This is a genomic window from Bacillus rhizoplanae (assembly GCF_917563915.1).
GTDB lineage: Bacteria > Bacillota > Bacilli > Bacillales > Bacillaceae_G > Bacillus_A > Bacillus_A rhizoplanae.
The window spans coordinates 58,318-73,155 of record NZ_CAKJTI010000016.1 but is presented as its reverse complement, the minus strand read 5'-3'; the positions used below and the strand labels follow the sequence as shown (position 1 = coordinate 73,155).

The following is a 14,838-nucleotide window of genomic DNA, read 5'->3' as shown; positions in this document are numbered from 1 at the left end:
ATGCAGTTCTATTCATTTCAAAGATTTTTATAGACAATGACTTTAGCTGGATACGCGCACTATTAACATTAGCATGCCTTTACGTTTGGGCATCTAGTGCAATAGACATTAAAAGTAAGAATTACAAGACAAAATAAAAAAGCACCCGTTATGGATGCCTTTTTTATTTCATCACTTATATACATTAAGTATTACTGTAAAACGCTGATTGCCATGAGGTACAACTTGATGAATCTCAACGTATTGTGCTTCAGACTCTCGACGAGTATTCTCATTCAATTTTAACAAAGCTTGAGTCAACGTTTCTCCTTCATGAAGTTCTAACTCATCATAACCTTGTTGTTTAATCATCCATCCCACTCCTTTCACCAATTTAATTTACATTTTGCAAATGTTGAATTCATCAGAACGAATGGAAATGTTGCAAGTCATTTCCAAGATGGTGGTTTTACATTTTTTAAACATAGCATTAGTGTAACTATGCTCAATGAGATGCAAAACAGTATGACGAATACGATTATTATCACACTCGCCGCACTGGAATATGTCTTAATTTGTCTAAATTTATTTTAATTAACTTCAATAATTCAAGTAAGGGAATCTTACCACCCTAATCGCGGGTTCCTACCGCCCATGCTCGTTCTCCGGTAACGTTTTGATAACGGGGCGACGCTATCCCCACAGTATTCTTTTTTCAAAGAACTGTATAGGTATAGCGTAATATTGATTTTGTTTTGAAAAACCCCAAAAATTATCCCCCATTTTGTCCCTATTTTTGTCGGAAATAAAAAAGAGCGGCAAAATAAAAAAGCCCATAATAATATAGACTCTTTTACGTATACAGCATTTTGAAAAGTGTGGTGCATTCAATCGTACAACCGGTACATTTGCGGTCAAAAAACGGTCACGACTCTGCCACTTTATTTGATTCAAAAGATTTTAATATCAAGGTGGACTTGAGCAACTGAAACAATTTAAGTACATCTGTCTTAGAAAGAGAATCGTAATCGTGATAACCATGTGCTATCGCATTGCGATTTAGTCCCTGACTTAATTGGTCTGGTATATTATCAAATATTTTCCTATATGTTCGGAATACAGATAGTGCAAAAATTTATTTGAATTTTCCTTTTCTATATGGTTATATTTTTCAGGATCAATTTTATTTTTAATTCCCCATACATCGGGTTTATGATTAACAAATACCATATCCTCTTTTATATATCCCAGATACCACAATGCAACAACATGTTCAATTGCTGCAAAAAGTGGAATCACACACAATTTATAAAACCCAACTTTATATGCCTCATAAGTTTCTTGGATTAGAGTTGCATGAAGTTCATATATGGGATCTTGAATTATTTCTATTACATATGATTCAAGATTTTCATCAACATATTCTGATAAATCACCTTTTGTTATCTCCCCATCCACTATAGCAGCCACAGTATCCATATCTAAACACCAAAATTTTTTTCTTGCTCTATTAATACCTCTTCCAATTCTTTTATTTGTTCTGCTGCTACTTCACGCATTAAATCCCAATCAATATTGTTATACATCTCTATTATTGGTTGGATTTGCTCACGCATTGCATTTTGTGCCTCGATAATTGGTCAGTTTTGTTCATGCCATGCCTTTTGTGCCTCAATTAATGTCTTAGAGAATTGAGGTACTTCATATGAATATAAAACTGGCTTGTAAGTTTTCTTTATATCCTCTTCTTTTATAACTTCCACCTCGTCTCCATTCGTTTTTTCTTCATCCTTCTCCTCATCAGCTCTCTTTTTCTTCTCCATTATTCTCCCCACTTGCTATCTAATATTCTATCATTAGAATGTACAGGGTAAAATATTTCCTTTGAGTTACCCATATCTTATATTGTGTGTAACTGACTAGAACGTTGGACCCCTTGATACACGTAACTTTATAAGACTTAGTTTTTTGAGTTACACAACACAATAAAAATGGTTAACTATAAGTAAAAAAGAAAAAGACCGAATTCTATCGGCCTTTTCAAATATTCTTATATTGTTGGTCTCTTGTAAGACCTAGATTTTCTAGGACCTACAATTAATTTGATTGCTGTTCTTTCTTGATTATTGATTGAAATCTCTTGAAACGCTGGAATAAGAACCAAGTCAATACCACTAGGAGCTACGAATCCTCTTGCAATAGCAATGGCTTTAATTGCTTGATTTATAGCGCCAGCTCCAATCACTTGAATTTCTGCATTACCGCTTTCTCTTAATACGCCTGCAATTGCGCCTGCAACTGAATTGGGATTTGATTTTGATGATACTTTTAATATATTTTCCATGTAAGTTGCTCCCTCTGTTATTTAATCACCTTTTTGGTTACTGACTAGAATGTAATTAACGTACCTTTAACTAATATTCATATCCAAAGCAAACAATACTATTGAATGTATTTATTCTATACTTTTTATGTTGTACCTGCCCATCTACATAAATAAAAAGCAAATTACTAAATCTTAAACTTAGTCATCGCTCTATCCATTGCATCTTGGTTTACCCCTATATATCTAAGTGTCACTCTTTCTGATGAATGATTAAATATCTCCATAAGCAACGCTATGTTCTTTGTCTGCATGTACATGTGATATCCAAACGTCTTACGTAATGTATGTGTTCCTATCTCATCTAAACCAAACTCTGCTGCTGTACTTCTAAGTATTTTGTATGCCATACTACGATCGGTTTGTTACTACCTTGTCTGCTTTTAATTAAGTACTCATGATCTTCTCTCTCTTCAATGAACCACTTCAACTCTCTTCTTAATGCTGCAGTAATTTGAATACGTTTCTGCTTACCTGTTTTCATTTCACGCATTAAGATGTGACTGCTTTTTAAGTCACCAACCTTCAGCTTTAGAATATCGCTTATACGTAAGCCTGTATTGATTCCCATTACAAACAGAATATAATTACGTTCATTCTTTTCTTTCAGATATTCTTTTATCTGCTGTATTTGCTCCGGATCACGTATTGGTTGAACAAAGTTCATTGTTCATCACCTCCAGTTTGTTCTTGCTCGTAAACTTCTAGTCTAAGAGCAAAAGCAAGCTTATAGAACGTGCCTTAACACGTCGATAAGTACGTTCACTCATTCCAATTTCGTTATAAACCATATAATTACATACATCTTCATCTTCAAGGTATCGTTTGATAATAATATCTCTTTGGTTCTTTCCTACTTGACTGTGACCGAAACGACTTAATGCCTGGTCGATATGAAATGACATCTTTTCAAGCCATTCTTCACGTTTATTTTGCTGTAAATTTGCTACTGCAATATCTTCTAATGGATTACCAACTGTATTTGTCGGACAGTGCTCACGAGCTTCATAAGAAGGAGTGACTTTCATTTCTCGACGAATCATTCCAAACTGTCTATATATACGTACACTTTCAAGAACACCTTCCAAACGTTCCCGTGTTGCTGCTCTATCGATTTTTGGTAAGAAAGATAATTGTTTAGTCATGTAAGACCACTCCTTTTTATTTTTAATTACTTCTGTCTCAACGCTCCACGACGACGTTCATATCGTGGCCCACGAATCCCCATTAAATCCTCAATGTCACGTTTGCTCAGCTGCTCCTTTCGTTTTTTCTTATTTTTCTTTTTCATCTGCTGAGATTGTTTTTTCCACTCACGTAATTGGCCTTTTAATGCCTTCATTCTTCACATCTCCCTTTTATAAAATAAAAAGGACACCAATCACTATGCAGCAAATAAGCTACTGCTCTAGTAATTTGGTGTCCTCTGGTTTTCCAGCCGGACTATATTCAAAGGATTATTTTGTTTAAAAAGCCGATTTTTCATTGGAAATAGACACGCACTCTTTAACTCCACACCACATAATATAATGTAAATCTGCCGTAATACTTATAACTACAGCTACCATTGTTTATTTCCTCATCAAAAGGAGGAATATATTATGGGTTTTGGAGCTGGTTGTGGTGGCTTCGGTGGCGGATTCGCCTTACTGATTGTATTATTTATTTTATTAATCATAATCGGGTGTAGTTGTTTTGGAGGTGGATTTGGTTGCTGATGCTAAAAGAAGACACTCGATTTGGGTGTCTTTTCCTATTGAATTGATACTTCCATCCGCATAATTTTTCTCCATCTGCACATACTACAGTTAGGCTATCCCATGTACTTGTATCTTGTAGGCCTATCTTTCCCTCTCCAAGGGTGAGCAGTTAGCTTTTGCTAGCTGCTCTTTTCAATGCAACTTCTTCAAATTGTAATTAGAACTGCTAAATTAACTTTCTTTACATACATGCACTCTTTAGATCCATGTCACATAATGTAATGTAAATCCGCTGGAATATCTATAACGACAGCCCACATAGTTTGTTTCCTCACTAAAAGGAGGAATAGATCATGGGTTTCGCTGGTTGTGGTGGTTTTGGTGGCGGATTCGCCTTACTGATTGTGCTATTTATCCTATTAATCATAATCGGGTGTAGTTGTTTCGGAGGTGGATTCGGCTGCTAAGGCTAAGAGAAGGCACTCAATTCGGGTGTCTTTATTTATTTGCCCAGTACTTTCCCCTCACTTTACTACAAAATGAAATTTTTGTTTAGTTTTCTTTCCTGCATAATATTTCGATATCCATTTATACTATAGTTGTATCCTATGCTACTTCTAAAAGCGTACAATGGAGCAGTTAGCTACTTCAGCTAGCTGCTTTGTTGTGCCAAATAATTTTTTATTTCTCAACAACCATTATTGGAATTAAAATCCCAATAATGGTAATATGAAAGTAACTTTCAGTCATAATTATTAACATGTCAAGTGTTGTTCCCTTTTAAACTTGTTCCCTACTAATAGCTTTTTTGTTCAAATACTTCACGCCCATGAAAAAATTACATTTAGTATCACGTACTCTTTTACACTAAGAGCTTTGATCCGAAGAGCACTTATATATAGTGCTCTTTTTGGTATGGAATGTGAAATAAAGGCTTGCTCTTAAAACCTTTTATGTAATTATTATAGGTTTTTTCCTTACACCCGTGTGTCTGTTTACTCATAAGTTGTTAAAGTATAAATATTAATTGGTAGTTAATTTATAAGGGAGGTGTCAAAATGAGTGAATTTAAAAAGGATTGTCACATACCCTTTCCATGTGCCTTTCCTTTACCTCAAATAGGGCCCACTGGAATAACTGGAGCGACAGGACCTACCGGAGCAACTGGACCTTCTGGTGGACCTCCGGGACCTTCTGGACCTACCGGAATAACTGGAGCGACAGGACCTACCGGAGCAACTGGACCTACCGGAGCAACTGGACCTACCGGAGCAACTGGAGCAACTGGACTTACAGCATCTGGTTTATCCCAGTATGCTTATGTATTCAATACAGCAGCTCAAGTTGTTGCCTTAGAAGCACCTATTCTTTTTAATTCAAATGGTTTAATAACACCTGGTTTTACTCATACTCCTGGAACTTCTCAGATCATGGTTATTAATGCTGGAGATTATAAAATTTCTTTTTCTGTATCAGGAGTTGAGTCTAATCAATTTGCCCTCTTTTTAAATGGGGCTCCCGTTACCAACTCCGTTTATGGATCAGGTGCAGGTACTCAACAAAACAATGGGCAAACAGTTCTCACTTTAGCCGCAGGTGATACTCTTACCCTTAATAATCACACTTCCGCTGCTGCAGTTACTTTGCAGACTTTGGCAGGTGGAACTCAAACAAATATAAATGCTTCGATTGTAATTGAAAAGTTAAATTAATTTAATCACTTATTTCTTGAAACTCTGGCAGTAAATAATCTAGAGTGGATTCTTTTTTCAACAAGCAGTTAGCTTTTGCTAGCTGCTCTTTTAATTAAAATAAGGATTTTGTTTTAATCTTCATCTTCATCATGAGTGTGATATACATAAGCTTCTAATGTTGTGCTGCACTCATAACAATCAAAACTACCACCTTGTCCAATCCCGTATTCACGGGTGTTAGCACCGCATCTTGGGCAAAATGATACTGTTCCTTCTTCCCATTCTTCTTTTGTGTAAATCGGCTCCACTATAAAATTACGATAAGTATTTAATGGTGAAAGTAATACATCATTCTTCGCTATTTCAATCGCTTCTTCTAAAGAAACATCATTACTTGTTTCTGCAGTTATATTAATAGAGTTATCTACCTTTTGTGCTTTTATTTTATAGAGCATGTTTTCTTTCATTTTCGTTCCCCTTTTCTACAAGATAACTATTTTGTTTAAATTCACCTTAATTTTCATCAATATTTCTTAACATTTAAATGAATAACTGTATAATATAATTAACCAATTATTAGGAGTGTTAAAAATGTCAGAAACCATAATGATCTGCCTATATATTGTTTTCGGTATAAGTGCAATATTTGGCTTGATAAAAGAATTTCAAAAACCAGAGAAAAAACATTCTATGATTTTATTTGAAATTTTAATTCTAATAGCAGTTATATTCACTTTATATGGGATATTAATCTAAATTACATAATGAAAATAATTTTAAGTCTGTGGCAGTCAGGATTCCCTAACTGCCTTTTTTCTCTAAAATAACGCTTTTGTTCAGTTTTATTTCCACCATCCTTTCCCATCATTCTTAGTAAGACCAATTCTAAACATCAAATATATTGAATATTTAGGGCTTCAATGGAAGGATATTGGCTGTGAAAGAAGAACTCTATCCATAAATTGTTCTCTTTCTCATATCACAAAAGAATTTCATGAGCCTAAGACTTCTTCTAGTAAACGATTAATTGTTATTCCTGAAATTACATTACACGCTTCGGAAGAACAACTTAACCGAATAAATACAGATAAAGACCGCTATGGAAGTAAATATAATGACTTTGACTTGGTATGCCCTACCTTTGACGGAAATCCTTGCAATTTCAAAAGTTTGACACATCTATGGAAAAAGCTTATAAAGAAAAGTGAAGTTCCTAATATTCACTTTCACGATTTTTGGCATACCTATGCTACTTTAATACTAAAACAAGGTATTCATCCAAAGATTGTAAGTGAGCGATTGAGACGTAAAAGAATAGGCTTCACATTAGACACCTATTCTCACGTTGTGCCTAGTCTTCAAGAAAAAACAGTAGAAGATTTTGCAAACAATCTATTTCAAAAACACTTATGTTTGCAAATACGAGTTTTGCATAAAAATACTAGCAAATTCGTCTAACATTGAAAGGAGTCAAAAACATGAAAGAAATCAAGTCTGAACAAGAGTTTCGTGATCTTATCGCAAAGGAAAATCCAGTAGTAGTTAAGTTCTTCACAACATGGTGCCCAGATTGCGTACGTATGGACAACTTTATCGATGATGTAATGGAAGAGTTCAATAAATTTGAATGGTATTCCATTAATAAAGATGAGTTCCCAAGTATCGCTGAGGAATATCAAGTAATGGGAATCCCAAGTTTATTAGTGTACCAAAACGGTGAAAAACTTGGACATTTACATAGTGCAAATGCAAAGACAGAAGAGCAAGTTACTGAGTTTTTAGAAGTATATTAAAATAGTATGAATAGCATACAAAAAGCGCTTAGATATACCTAAGCGCTTTTTTCTGTCTTTTTTATGAGCAAACTTTTTTTGCCCTCACGAAACAATGTTCTCTCTTCCTCAAAAAGCTAAAAGTACACAACAATGTTTGTATAGACCCACACGACTTTCATTTGATACGCTTATACATAGAGAATCTTTGAAAGAAAGGTGAGTGAAAAACATGGAGTCACTTTCTAACAAAGCCGCTGATAAAGGGGCAATGCTAAGCATTGCTGCATATATTTTTTTGTCAACCATTAAAATCGTAATAAGCTACATAGCTGTTTCTAGCGCACTACGTGCAGATGGTCTTAATAATTTAACCGATATTGGAGCATCACTAGCTGTTTTAATTGGATTAAAAATTTCTCGAAAGCCTCGCGATCTTGATCACCCATATGGTCATTCACGAGCTGAACAAATCGCTTCACTCGTCGCGTCCTTTATCATGATGACTGTCGGATTAGAAGTTATTGTGAATGCTGTTCAATCCTTTTTCAAGGAAGAACAAACGACACCCAATTTACTCGCAGCTTGGATTGCTTTATTTTGCGCTGCTGTTATGTATAGCGTATACATATATAATCGTAAAATTGCAAAACAAACAAAAAGTAAAGCTCTAGAAGCTGCAGCGAAAGATAATTTATCTGATGTTCTCGTAAGTCTTGGGACATTTGTTGGTATTTTAGGTTCACAGTTTCAAATGCCACTTCTTGATCCAATTGCAGCACTTATCGTTGGTATGATTATTTGTAAAACTGCATGGGACATCTTTAAAGAAGCATCACATATGCTAACAGATGGTATTGACCCAGACAATATGGAAAAATACATTGAAACAGTAAAAACAATTGCAGGCGTCGAACACATTGTGGATATTCGAGCGCGAATGTATGGAAATCAAACTTATGTTGATATTACAATTGAAGTAGATGCACACATGGAGGTAAGTGAAAGTCACCGTATTACCGATGAAATTGAAGAAAAGTTGCAACTCAATCACAATATTTGGTACACACATATTCATGTGGAACCAATGCAAAAAGAACCTATGCTCACATAGGTTCTTTTTGCATAAAGTGAAGCTTTCATTATTCCCTCCTGTGATTGCTTACTATCTTGATACAGAAGGTTTGCTATCCGCTGAGTGCGGGATAAATGTTTGATGAAACATGATACACAAAACAAGCCAACTTCCCCCAGCAGCCCAACCTGCTAAAATATCAGAAGGATAATGTACACCTAGATATATACGACTGATAGAAATGGAAAAAATAAGAAAACAGGAAATGAAAATAAGTAATATTTTTTGATGCAATTGTAGGCGGTGTTCGGTAATCGTAATATATGCAATAAACCCAAGAAATGCAACAGCATTCATCGAATGTCCGCTCGGAAAGCTGTAACCTGTCGCAGTAACAAGTTGTGATATATCAGGCCTTGGTCGTTCATACCATAGTTTTAACATATAGTTCATATAGCGCGAACCGTAAAAATTTATCATTAACAAGATCGCTGCCATATATCGTCTTCGAATCAAGAAATACATAAGCAGAATAAACAATACAGGAAAATATACCTTTTTCGATCCAACATAAGACATCCATATAAAGTAAGAAGTAAGATATTCATTACGAAAGCTTTGTATATAATTACTCACTGCATTATCAAACTGATCAATGAAAGATGTTTGATAAGAAAAAGACAACACGATAAAACAAATGAGCAAAACAAATAGTAACGTATATAAATGTCGATATCTCTTCATCTGCATAACCTCACTATATAGAAATGGAGGGGATGTTTTATTTTCCCCCTCCATTTCTTTTTTATGCATGCATTATCGAGAAATATAATTGTTAATTTTTTGCTGCATTGTTGGAATGTCTTCACGCTTTACTGTGAAACGTAAAACTTTTTCGTCCATATCTAGAGCCTCAGCAAATAATCCAGCAAGGCCTCGTGCTTTTCGGTCTACTTCCATCACAATTTCTAGGCTATCGTACGAGCGCGGTATGATAAGCATCTCTAATTCATCGAGCTTTCCGTAATATTGTCCAGATACAGGAACAAATTCAAATTCTTGTGCAAATGGTACGTGATCACGCAAACGATATGGAAGTTCTTCACATTCCGCTTGACGAAGACGAAATCCAAGATTTTGGACTGCATCTAACACACTTTTTAACAATATATTTGGAAGTACTTGAATATAATCACGGTCACTCGGGTCAATACTGCGTTTAATATCTAGACCAGTATGTACCCAAACGGTTTTCATACCAAATGTTAACGGTACTTCAATCGGCATTGGAAAAGAAAATGGGATTTCTCGTTTTTCGTTTATTCCAATTGTAATTGGAGTTGTTAAACGAACTTTCTTTAAATCATATGTTGAACTCATTTTTTTATCATCCACTTCACGAATATATGTAGTAGATAACGTTAAATAAATACTATCAATTTCTTGTTCTACTGATCCACCAGTAATATGTACAACCCCTGTAATTTCTTCCCCAATGAGCCACTCCTCTTGTGTTAACACAGTATCAACTTTTGCACTACCAATACCAACACTTGCTAAAAACTTTTGGAACATGTATTCCCCATCCTTTCTATTATACAACGCACATCTTCTATTAGCTCTTGTACACTTTCATAATACGGCTCTTTCATTTGCAGCATCCGCATGATTACATCACAACTATTTACTGATAATGTTAATTCTTTATACCAAGGCTGCTCTTCTTTTGAAGATTCATAACTAGAATACAACAAAAACAAAACAAAATGACCTAAGGCATAAAAATCACTACGATAATGAATTTCACGCATATACGCTTGTTCACCTTTATAAGATTGAGCACGTTCATCATGTTCACCGATAAATCGAGCTAATCCAAAATCAATGATAGATATATCATCATCTCTCATTAAAATGTTAGGAATTCGTAAATCACGATGAACGATACCTTGACTATGAAAATAGGAAACAACATGAAGCACTTTATATAAAATAAGAAAAGTTTCTTTCTCTGTATACATTTCTCCATCTCGAAAAATAAAATCCTCAAATGTTTTCCCACACATTTCCTCCATCACAAAAAATGGTTCTTTTCTCCATATAAAGCTATGAAAGAAACAAGGAATTGCATGGTGCTCTAACTGCTGTAAAATCGTTTGCTCATATGTAAACGATTTCCTACCTGATGTATAACGCTGTTTACTTTTTCGAAGTTGTTTTAATACTTTTTCCTCACCAGACAACAGGTCAGTAACAAGATACGTAAAACCATAACTTCCCATACCAAGAATACGCTGAATTTGATACCGCTGTGCAACGACAATATCGCTGGACAGCGGTCGATCAAACCACGCCAATACTTTTTGAAAATTCATCAACTACTAGAGAAAAAACTGCGACTTTTATGTTTTCTTTTATAATGATGATGCCCATACCCATGAGATGGATGATGCTTATGATGATCGCTGCTAGAATACGAACGATGACGATGACGATAATCACTACTGGAGTAAGAGCGGTGCTTATGTTTATTCCCTAGTAAAGAATCAATAATTTTTTTGAACATCACTTCACCTCTTCAAAAAATTTTCACTTTTATTATACCAAATACAACACGATATAGTTATAGCTGTTTTACAAAGTAGAACTTCCATCAGTGGGGCTTTCTGTATCTCCCGCCTATCCTTCTTCGCTTTTCTTAGAATCTTAAGGGGGGGCTTACCGCCCACAAATAGCGGGATAAGCATGGACAAGCGATGGACGATATAAAAAACGACGAGTCTGTCCCGTCGTTACTTTCATTCATCATCTTCATCAAATATTTCATCAATCATACATTTTTCTAACAAATAATCGAACGCAATATCTGCAAGATCTTCAATTTCTTCGCGCTTTGGTACATACCCTCTCACAATTAATTGCTCATAAAAAAATTCCGCAATTTCTTCCGTATCAATCACGACTTCTATTTCCTTCATGAGCACCACCCCTTTAATTCTGTTTTATGAAAAAAAATAGAATTTATGTATAAGAATAGAAAAACATTTTTCTTTTCATACTAGATATGTAGGTTATATGCAGAGAAATTTTTGCATAGGATGTAGTACAAGCTATATAAAGGAGGAAAACGCAATGAAATATAAAGAAGAAATGACGCATGCAAAAGAAGAGTTCATACATGATGATGAATGGGTGGACAAGCTTATTTCTATATTTATTATATTTTTAACGATTGTAGGCATACCATATACAGCTTATATTTTCTTTCAATTTCTACTCTCTTTCTAGATTATTTTTTCTCAGATAATTTGATTAAATAGTTACGTACAACTTCCATCACAATCTTATATTCTTCATCTTGAAATGTTTCATATAATGTTCTGTAATCATTAAAAATATCTAATAAACCGTCGATAATTTCTTTTCGATTCGTTTTTATACTTACTTTTTTCGAGTTATTAATAGACTTTAATTTACCTAGATCGAGCTTATTCATTCCCGCCTTATCTTGCTTTATCTTCTTTAAAATTGCATTTGCTGTTTGTGCATTCGCAATAAGCGCCAAATCTGATTCATCCGCTTCTAGCCACTCACCATCAGTAATACGTGATAATTCATAAATCGTGTCTTCCCAAGCATCATTTTTATAACGCCATACTTCCGTCCGGTATCCAACAACGCGAAATACATCTTTTTCATAGCCTGTTACTTGAACAAGATCGCCGAATGTAAATTTATAGCGCAGTTCAATCCATTCTAATTCGCCATCTTTTACCTCTTGTTCTGTCACAAGCTGCAATGTATGTTCTACGTAAAATCCATCGTGATTGTTCACTTCATATACATAAACACCGTCTAGCATTTTTATATTTGTAACTTTACCGACCGTACCATATAACGTAATCACGACTATATCTCCTATATTATATTTGGGCTGCTTTTTTCTCGTCATTTCTCTCTCTCCTTTTTAAGTCGTGATTTTAAGTATGTGACGCTAACAGTATATGCGGCCCACTACAAAAACGCTTATCACATGAGGTTGTATAATTGAATATTTTTTTATAAAAAAATACACTCCTCTATTGGAGTGTATTTAACATAAACTGAAAATTACTAGTGGTAAAACGGCCTATAAATAGACATTTCACTCTATCGTTCTTGCATATATAATTCCCAGGCACGATCAAAAATGGCCATGCTTTCTAGTGAACCGCTTAATTCCAAATATGAACTAATCTCATCATAATCCTCCGATTGTTTTGGAAAACTATGGTCCTCATACATTGTTTCTGCCAAGTCTGATAGTTCATCTTTCAGCAAAGAAGCACGGTGCTTCATCATATAGTGATAAAATGACTTTTTCAACAATATTCCCTGCCTTTCTAACTTGGCTACATTATACAAGGCAAACAAGAAAAAAACCAGCATAAAAATGCCGGTTAAAAATCAAAATAATTTCGCTTTAGTAAACGCGGACGCCCCATGAGTTCTGTATAAGTGACTTGTTTTGGCAAATCTTTCGTATAAATCAAAAAGAGATGATCTTCAATTTCTTTCACAATATCCTCTGATTGATAATGCATTCCGCAATTTTGACATGCGATACAAGGCGTTTCTTCAATTGTAACTGTTTGTGTTCCATCTGGTAATTCCCAGTATACAGTGTTTACACTTTCAATTGCTTCATCACCTTCACACCACATACATCTCATACTGCATCTCCCTCAGTTTTTGTGCTCTCATCTAGTTTTGCCATTTGCGCTTGATATTTTTTATCCTTCAACTGGTCACGCTTATCACGTTTATCTTTTAATGAGGCATGTGTTGTATTTGTTTCGTAATCTTTCCGGCGATTCATACGCTGCAAGCCTTCTGGTACAAGATTAAACTTCTTATCGCTCATCAGTCCTGCGATTCCAACATCAGAACGCTTTTCTTCGTAAGTTGGATAAATTTCTTTAAAGTATCCTTCCGCTCTGCCTGCCACATAATTCTCTGGCTCTGGATACGTTGTAATTACACCTTCAAAGTTACGAAGAACAACTTTATCAGCACTTTGTGAAATAATGTAGTTTGGTTGAACTGCAATTTTGCCACCGCCGCCCGGTGCATCTACAACAAATGTTGGCACTGCATAACCAGAAGTATGTCCACGTAATCCTTCAATAATTTCAAGACCTTTAGAAACTGGTGCGCGGAAATGGCCAATTCCTTCAGATAAGTCACATTGATAAATATAGTAAGGACGCACGCGAATTTTTACTAAATCATGCATCAATTTTTTCATAATCGGTACGCTATCATTAATACCTGCTAAAATAACAGCTTGGTTACCAAGTGGTACACCTGCATTTGCAAGCATTTCACAAGCAAGTTTTGATTCTTCTGTGATCTCAATAGAAGTATTAAAGTGTGTATTTAACCAAACTGGATGATATTTCTTAAGAATATTGCAAAGATTTTCTGTAATACGCTGCGGAAACACAACAGGAGCTCTCGTTCCAATACGGATAATTTCCACATGCGGAATTTCACGTAAGTTCTTTAAAATGTACTCTACAATATTATCGTTAATAAGGAGACCATCACCGCCAGAAATTAAGACGTCGCGAACTTGCGGCGTTTCGCGAATATATGCAATTGCATCGTCTAATTGTTTCTTCGGAACACCCATTCCAATTTGTCCACTAAAACGACGGCGTGTACAATAGCGACAATACATAGAACATTGGTTTGTTACTAAGAAAAGAACACGGTCTGGATAACGATGTGTTAATCCTGGAACTGGTGAATCTTCATCTTCATGAAGCGGATCTTCTAAATCATACTTCGTTTTATATAACTCCTCTGAAATCGGTACAGATTGCATACGAATCGGACAACGCGGATCATCTGGATTCATAAGGGATGCATAGTATGGTGTAATGTTTAATGGGATTGTTTTTGTTGAAATTTTAACACCTTCTTCTTCTTCCGGTGTTAAATTAATTACTTTCTTTAAATCATCTAATGTTTTAATTGTATTTGTTAATTGCCAAATCCAATCATTCCATTGCTCATCTGTAACATCTTTCCATAATTCAATTTCTTTCCAATGACGATTTGGTTTATATACGTCGTGTAACATTGCAATTCCCCCTTTTTTTCAAACGCTCGCTATTTATTAAAGCAATAACCATGCCAATTATAACTATTAAATCTAAATTTCTATTTATCTCTACTAGTACAACCTTGC

General features: G+C 35.0%; 23 protein-coding genes and 2 pseudogenes. 7 read left to right on the top strand and 18 right to left on the bottom strand.

The annotated features are described in order from the left end of the window. Positions 1 to 171: 171 nt before the first annotated feature. The 8 genes and pseudogenes from LRP84_RS14900 to LRP84_RS14870 form a co-directional block, all read right to left on the bottom strand. Complete coding sequence (locus LRP84_RS14900; RefSeq protein ID WP_230575800.1) at positions 172 to 351, bottom strand: hypothetical protein; 180 nt, start codon at positions 349 to 351, stop codon at positions 172 to 174. A 699-nt stretch (positions 352 to 1,050) separates the two neighbouring features. After that, entirely contained in the window at positions 1,051 to 1,458 is a 408-nt protein-coding gene (locus LRP84_RS14895; RefSeq protein WP_230575799.1) for a hypothetical protein, read from the bottom strand. Positions 1,459 to 1,460: 2 nt separating this feature from the next. Beyond that, positions 1,461 to 1,595, bottom strand: coding sequence for a hypothetical protein (locus LRP84_RS22470; protein ID WP_302850600.1), 135 nt, complete (start codon positions 1,593 to 1,595; stop codon positions 1,461 to 1,463). A 24-nt stretch (positions 1,596 to 1,619) separates the two neighbouring features. Next, positions 1,620 to 1,802 carry a hypothetical protein gene (locus tag LRP84_RS14890; RefSeq protein WP_230575798.1) on the bottom strand — a complete coding sequence of 61 codons (183 nt, stop codon included), beginning with the start codon at positions 1,800 to 1,802 and terminating at the stop codon, positions 1,620 to 1,622. 227 nt (positions 1,803 to 2,029) lie between these two features. Further along, a complete protein-coding gene (locus tag LRP84_RS14885) occupies positions 2,030 to 2,323 on the bottom strand; it encodes a stage V sporulation protein S (protein WP_230575797.1) in 294 nt (97 codons plus the stop codon). Positions 2,324 to 2,490: 167 nt separating this feature from the next. After that, positions 2,491 to 3,029 (bottom strand): annotated as a pseudogene (locus LRP84_RS14880) (site-specific integrase). After that, positions 3,026 to 3,507: pseudogene (locus tag LRP84_RS14875) on the bottom strand (ArpU family phage packaging/lysis transcriptional regulator). Before LRP84_RS14875 ends, LRP84_RS14880 begins: the two co-directional pseudogenes overlap by 4 nt. A gap of 26 nt (positions 3,508 to 3,533) precedes the next feature. After that, positions 3,534 to 3,704, bottom strand: coding sequence for a hypothetical protein (locus LRP84_RS14870; protein WP_230575796.1), 171 nt, complete (start codon positions 3,702 to 3,704; stop codon positions 3,534 to 3,536). 259 nt (positions 3,705 to 3,963) lie between these two features. On the opposite strand from LRP84_RS14870, the gene LRP84_RS14865 reads away from it, so the two are divergent. The 3 genes from LRP84_RS14865 (at position 3,964) to LRP84_RS14855 (ending at position 5,774) form a co-directional block, all read left to right on the top strand. Further along, positions 3,964 to 4,080 (top strand): YjcZ family sporulation protein, encoded by a 117-nt coding sequence (locus tag LRP84_RS14865; protein ID WP_098917970.1) that lies wholly within the window; start codon positions 3,964 to 3,966, stop codon positions 4,078 to 4,080. Positions 4,081 to 4,415: 335 nt separating this feature from the next. Next, complete coding sequence (locus tag LRP84_RS14860; protein ID WP_090913000.1) at positions 4,416 to 4,529, top strand: YjcZ family sporulation protein; 114 nt, start codon at positions 4,416 to 4,418, stop codon at positions 4,527 to 4,529. 591 nt (positions 4,530 to 5,120) lie between these two features. Continuing rightward, complete coding sequence (locus tag LRP84_RS14855; RefSeq protein ID WP_230575795.1) at positions 5,121 to 5,774, top strand: BclA C-terminal domain-containing protein; 654 nt, start codon at positions 5,121 to 5,123, stop codon at positions 5,772 to 5,774. 113 nt (positions 5,775 to 5,887) lie between these two features. Here the strand turns inward: LRP84_RS14855 and LRP84_RS14850 are convergent, their stop codons facing one another. After that, positions 5,888 to 6,223 carry a hypothetical protein gene (locus LRP84_RS14850; RefSeq protein WP_230575794.1) on the bottom strand — a complete coding sequence of 112 codons (336 nt, stop codon included), beginning with the start codon at positions 6,221 to 6,223 and terminating at the stop codon, positions 5,888 to 5,890. A 424-nt stretch (positions 6,224 to 6,647) separates the two neighbouring features. Between LRP84_RS14850 and LRP84_RS14845 the strand changes: the two genes are divergently transcribed. The 3 genes from LRP84_RS14845 to LRP84_RS14835 all read left to right on the top strand — a co-directional run bounded on the left by LRP84_RS14845 (position 6,648) and on the right by LRP84_RS14835 (position 8,642). Beyond that, positions 6,648 to 7,214 carry a site-specific integrase gene (locus LRP84_RS14845; RefSeq protein WP_302850601.1) on the top strand — a complete coding sequence of 189 codons (567 nt, stop codon included), beginning with the start codon at positions 6,648 to 6,650 and terminating at the stop codon, positions 7,212 to 7,214. 20 nt (positions 7,215 to 7,234) lie between these two features. Beyond that, complete coding sequence (locus LRP84_RS14840; protein WP_098307302.1) at positions 7,235 to 7,549, top strand: thioredoxin family protein; 315 nt, start codon at positions 7,235 to 7,237, stop codon at positions 7,547 to 7,549. Between the two features lie 211 nt (positions 7,550 to 7,760). Continuing rightward, a complete protein-coding gene (locus tag LRP84_RS14835) occupies positions 7,761 to 8,642 on the top strand; it encodes a cation diffusion facilitator family transporter (protein ID WP_230575793.1) in 882 nt (293 codons plus the stop codon). A 51-nt stretch (positions 8,643 to 8,693) separates the two neighbouring features. Here LRP84_RS14835 and LRP84_RS14830 read toward each other — a convergent pair whose 3' ends face one another. The 5 genes from LRP84_RS14830 to LRP84_RS14810 all read right to left on the bottom strand — a co-directional run bounded on the left by LRP84_RS14830 (position 8,694) and on the right by LRP84_RS14810 (position 11,581). After that, positions 8,694 to 9,347, bottom strand: a complete 654-nt coding sequence (locus LRP84_RS14830) for a phosphatase PAP2 family protein (RefSeq protein WP_230575792.1) — start codon at positions 9,345 to 9,347, stop codon at positions 8,694 to 8,696. A 72-nt stretch (positions 9,348 to 9,419) separates the two neighbouring features. Next, positions 9,420 to 10,178 carry a sporulation protein gene (locus LRP84_RS14825; RefSeq protein WP_230575791.1) on the bottom strand — a complete coding sequence of 253 codons (759 nt, stop codon included), beginning with the start codon at positions 10,176 to 10,178 and terminating at the stop codon, positions 9,420 to 9,422. Continuing rightward, the gene (locus LRP84_RS14820) at positions 10,160 to 10,978 is read right to left on the bottom strand and encodes a serine/threonine protein kinase (protein WP_230575790.1); all 819 of its coding nucleotides are present in this window, start codon (positions 10,976 to 10,978) and stop codon (positions 10,160 to 10,162) included. The genes LRP84_RS14825 and LRP84_RS14820 overlap by 19 nt, the downstream gene beginning before the upstream one ends. Then, complete coding sequence (locus LRP84_RS14815; protein ID WP_230575789.1) at positions 10,978 to 11,169, bottom strand: hypothetical protein; 192 nt, start codon at positions 11,167 to 11,169, stop codon at positions 10,978 to 10,980. Before LRP84_RS14815 ends, LRP84_RS14820 begins: the two co-directional genes overlap by 1 nt. A 232-nt stretch (positions 11,170 to 11,401) precedes the next feature. Next, the gene (locus LRP84_RS14810; RefSeq protein WP_098307290.1) at positions 11,402 to 11,581 is read right to left on the bottom strand and encodes a YozD family protein; all 180 of its coding nucleotides are present in this window, start codon (positions 11,579 to 11,581) and stop codon (positions 11,402 to 11,404) included. A 154-nt stretch (positions 11,582 to 11,735) separates the two neighbouring features. Between LRP84_RS14810 and LRP84_RS14805 the strand changes: the two genes are divergently transcribed. After that, a complete protein-coding gene (locus tag LRP84_RS14805; RefSeq protein WP_230575788.1) occupies positions 11,736 to 11,891 on the top strand; it encodes a DUF3930 family protein in 156 nt (51 codons plus the stop codon). Position 11,892: 1 nt separating this feature from the next. Here LRP84_RS14805 and yodN read toward each other — a convergent pair whose 3' ends face one another. From yodN to kamA, 4 genes are all read right to left on the bottom strand, one after another. Next, positions 11,893 to 12,555 (bottom strand): germination protein YodN, encoded by a 663-nt coding sequence (yodN, locus tag LRP84_RS14800; protein WP_230575787.1) that lies wholly within the window; start codon positions 12,553 to 12,555, stop codon positions 11,893 to 11,895. 197 nt (positions 12,556 to 12,752) lie between these two features. Continuing rightward, a complete protein-coding gene (locus LRP84_RS14795) occupies positions 12,753 to 12,968 on the bottom strand; it encodes a YozE family protein (RefSeq protein ID WP_098307280.1) in 216 nt (71 codons plus the stop codon). Between the two features lie 74 nt (positions 12,969 to 13,042). Then, on the bottom strand, positions 13,043 to 13,315 hold the full coding sequence (locus tag LRP84_RS14790) for a YokU family protein (RefSeq protein WP_230575786.1): 273 nt from the start codon (positions 13,313 to 13,315) through the stop codon (positions 13,043 to 13,045). After that, positions 13,312 to 14,730 (bottom strand): lysine 2,3-aminomutase, encoded by a 1,419-nt coding sequence (gene kamA / locus LRP84_RS14785; protein ID WP_230575785.1) that lies wholly within the window; start codon positions 14,728 to 14,730, stop codon positions 13,312 to 13,314. The genes LRP84_RS14790 and kamA overlap by 4 nt, the downstream gene beginning before the upstream one ends. Between the last annotated feature and the right edge of the window lie 108 nt (positions 14,731 to 14,838).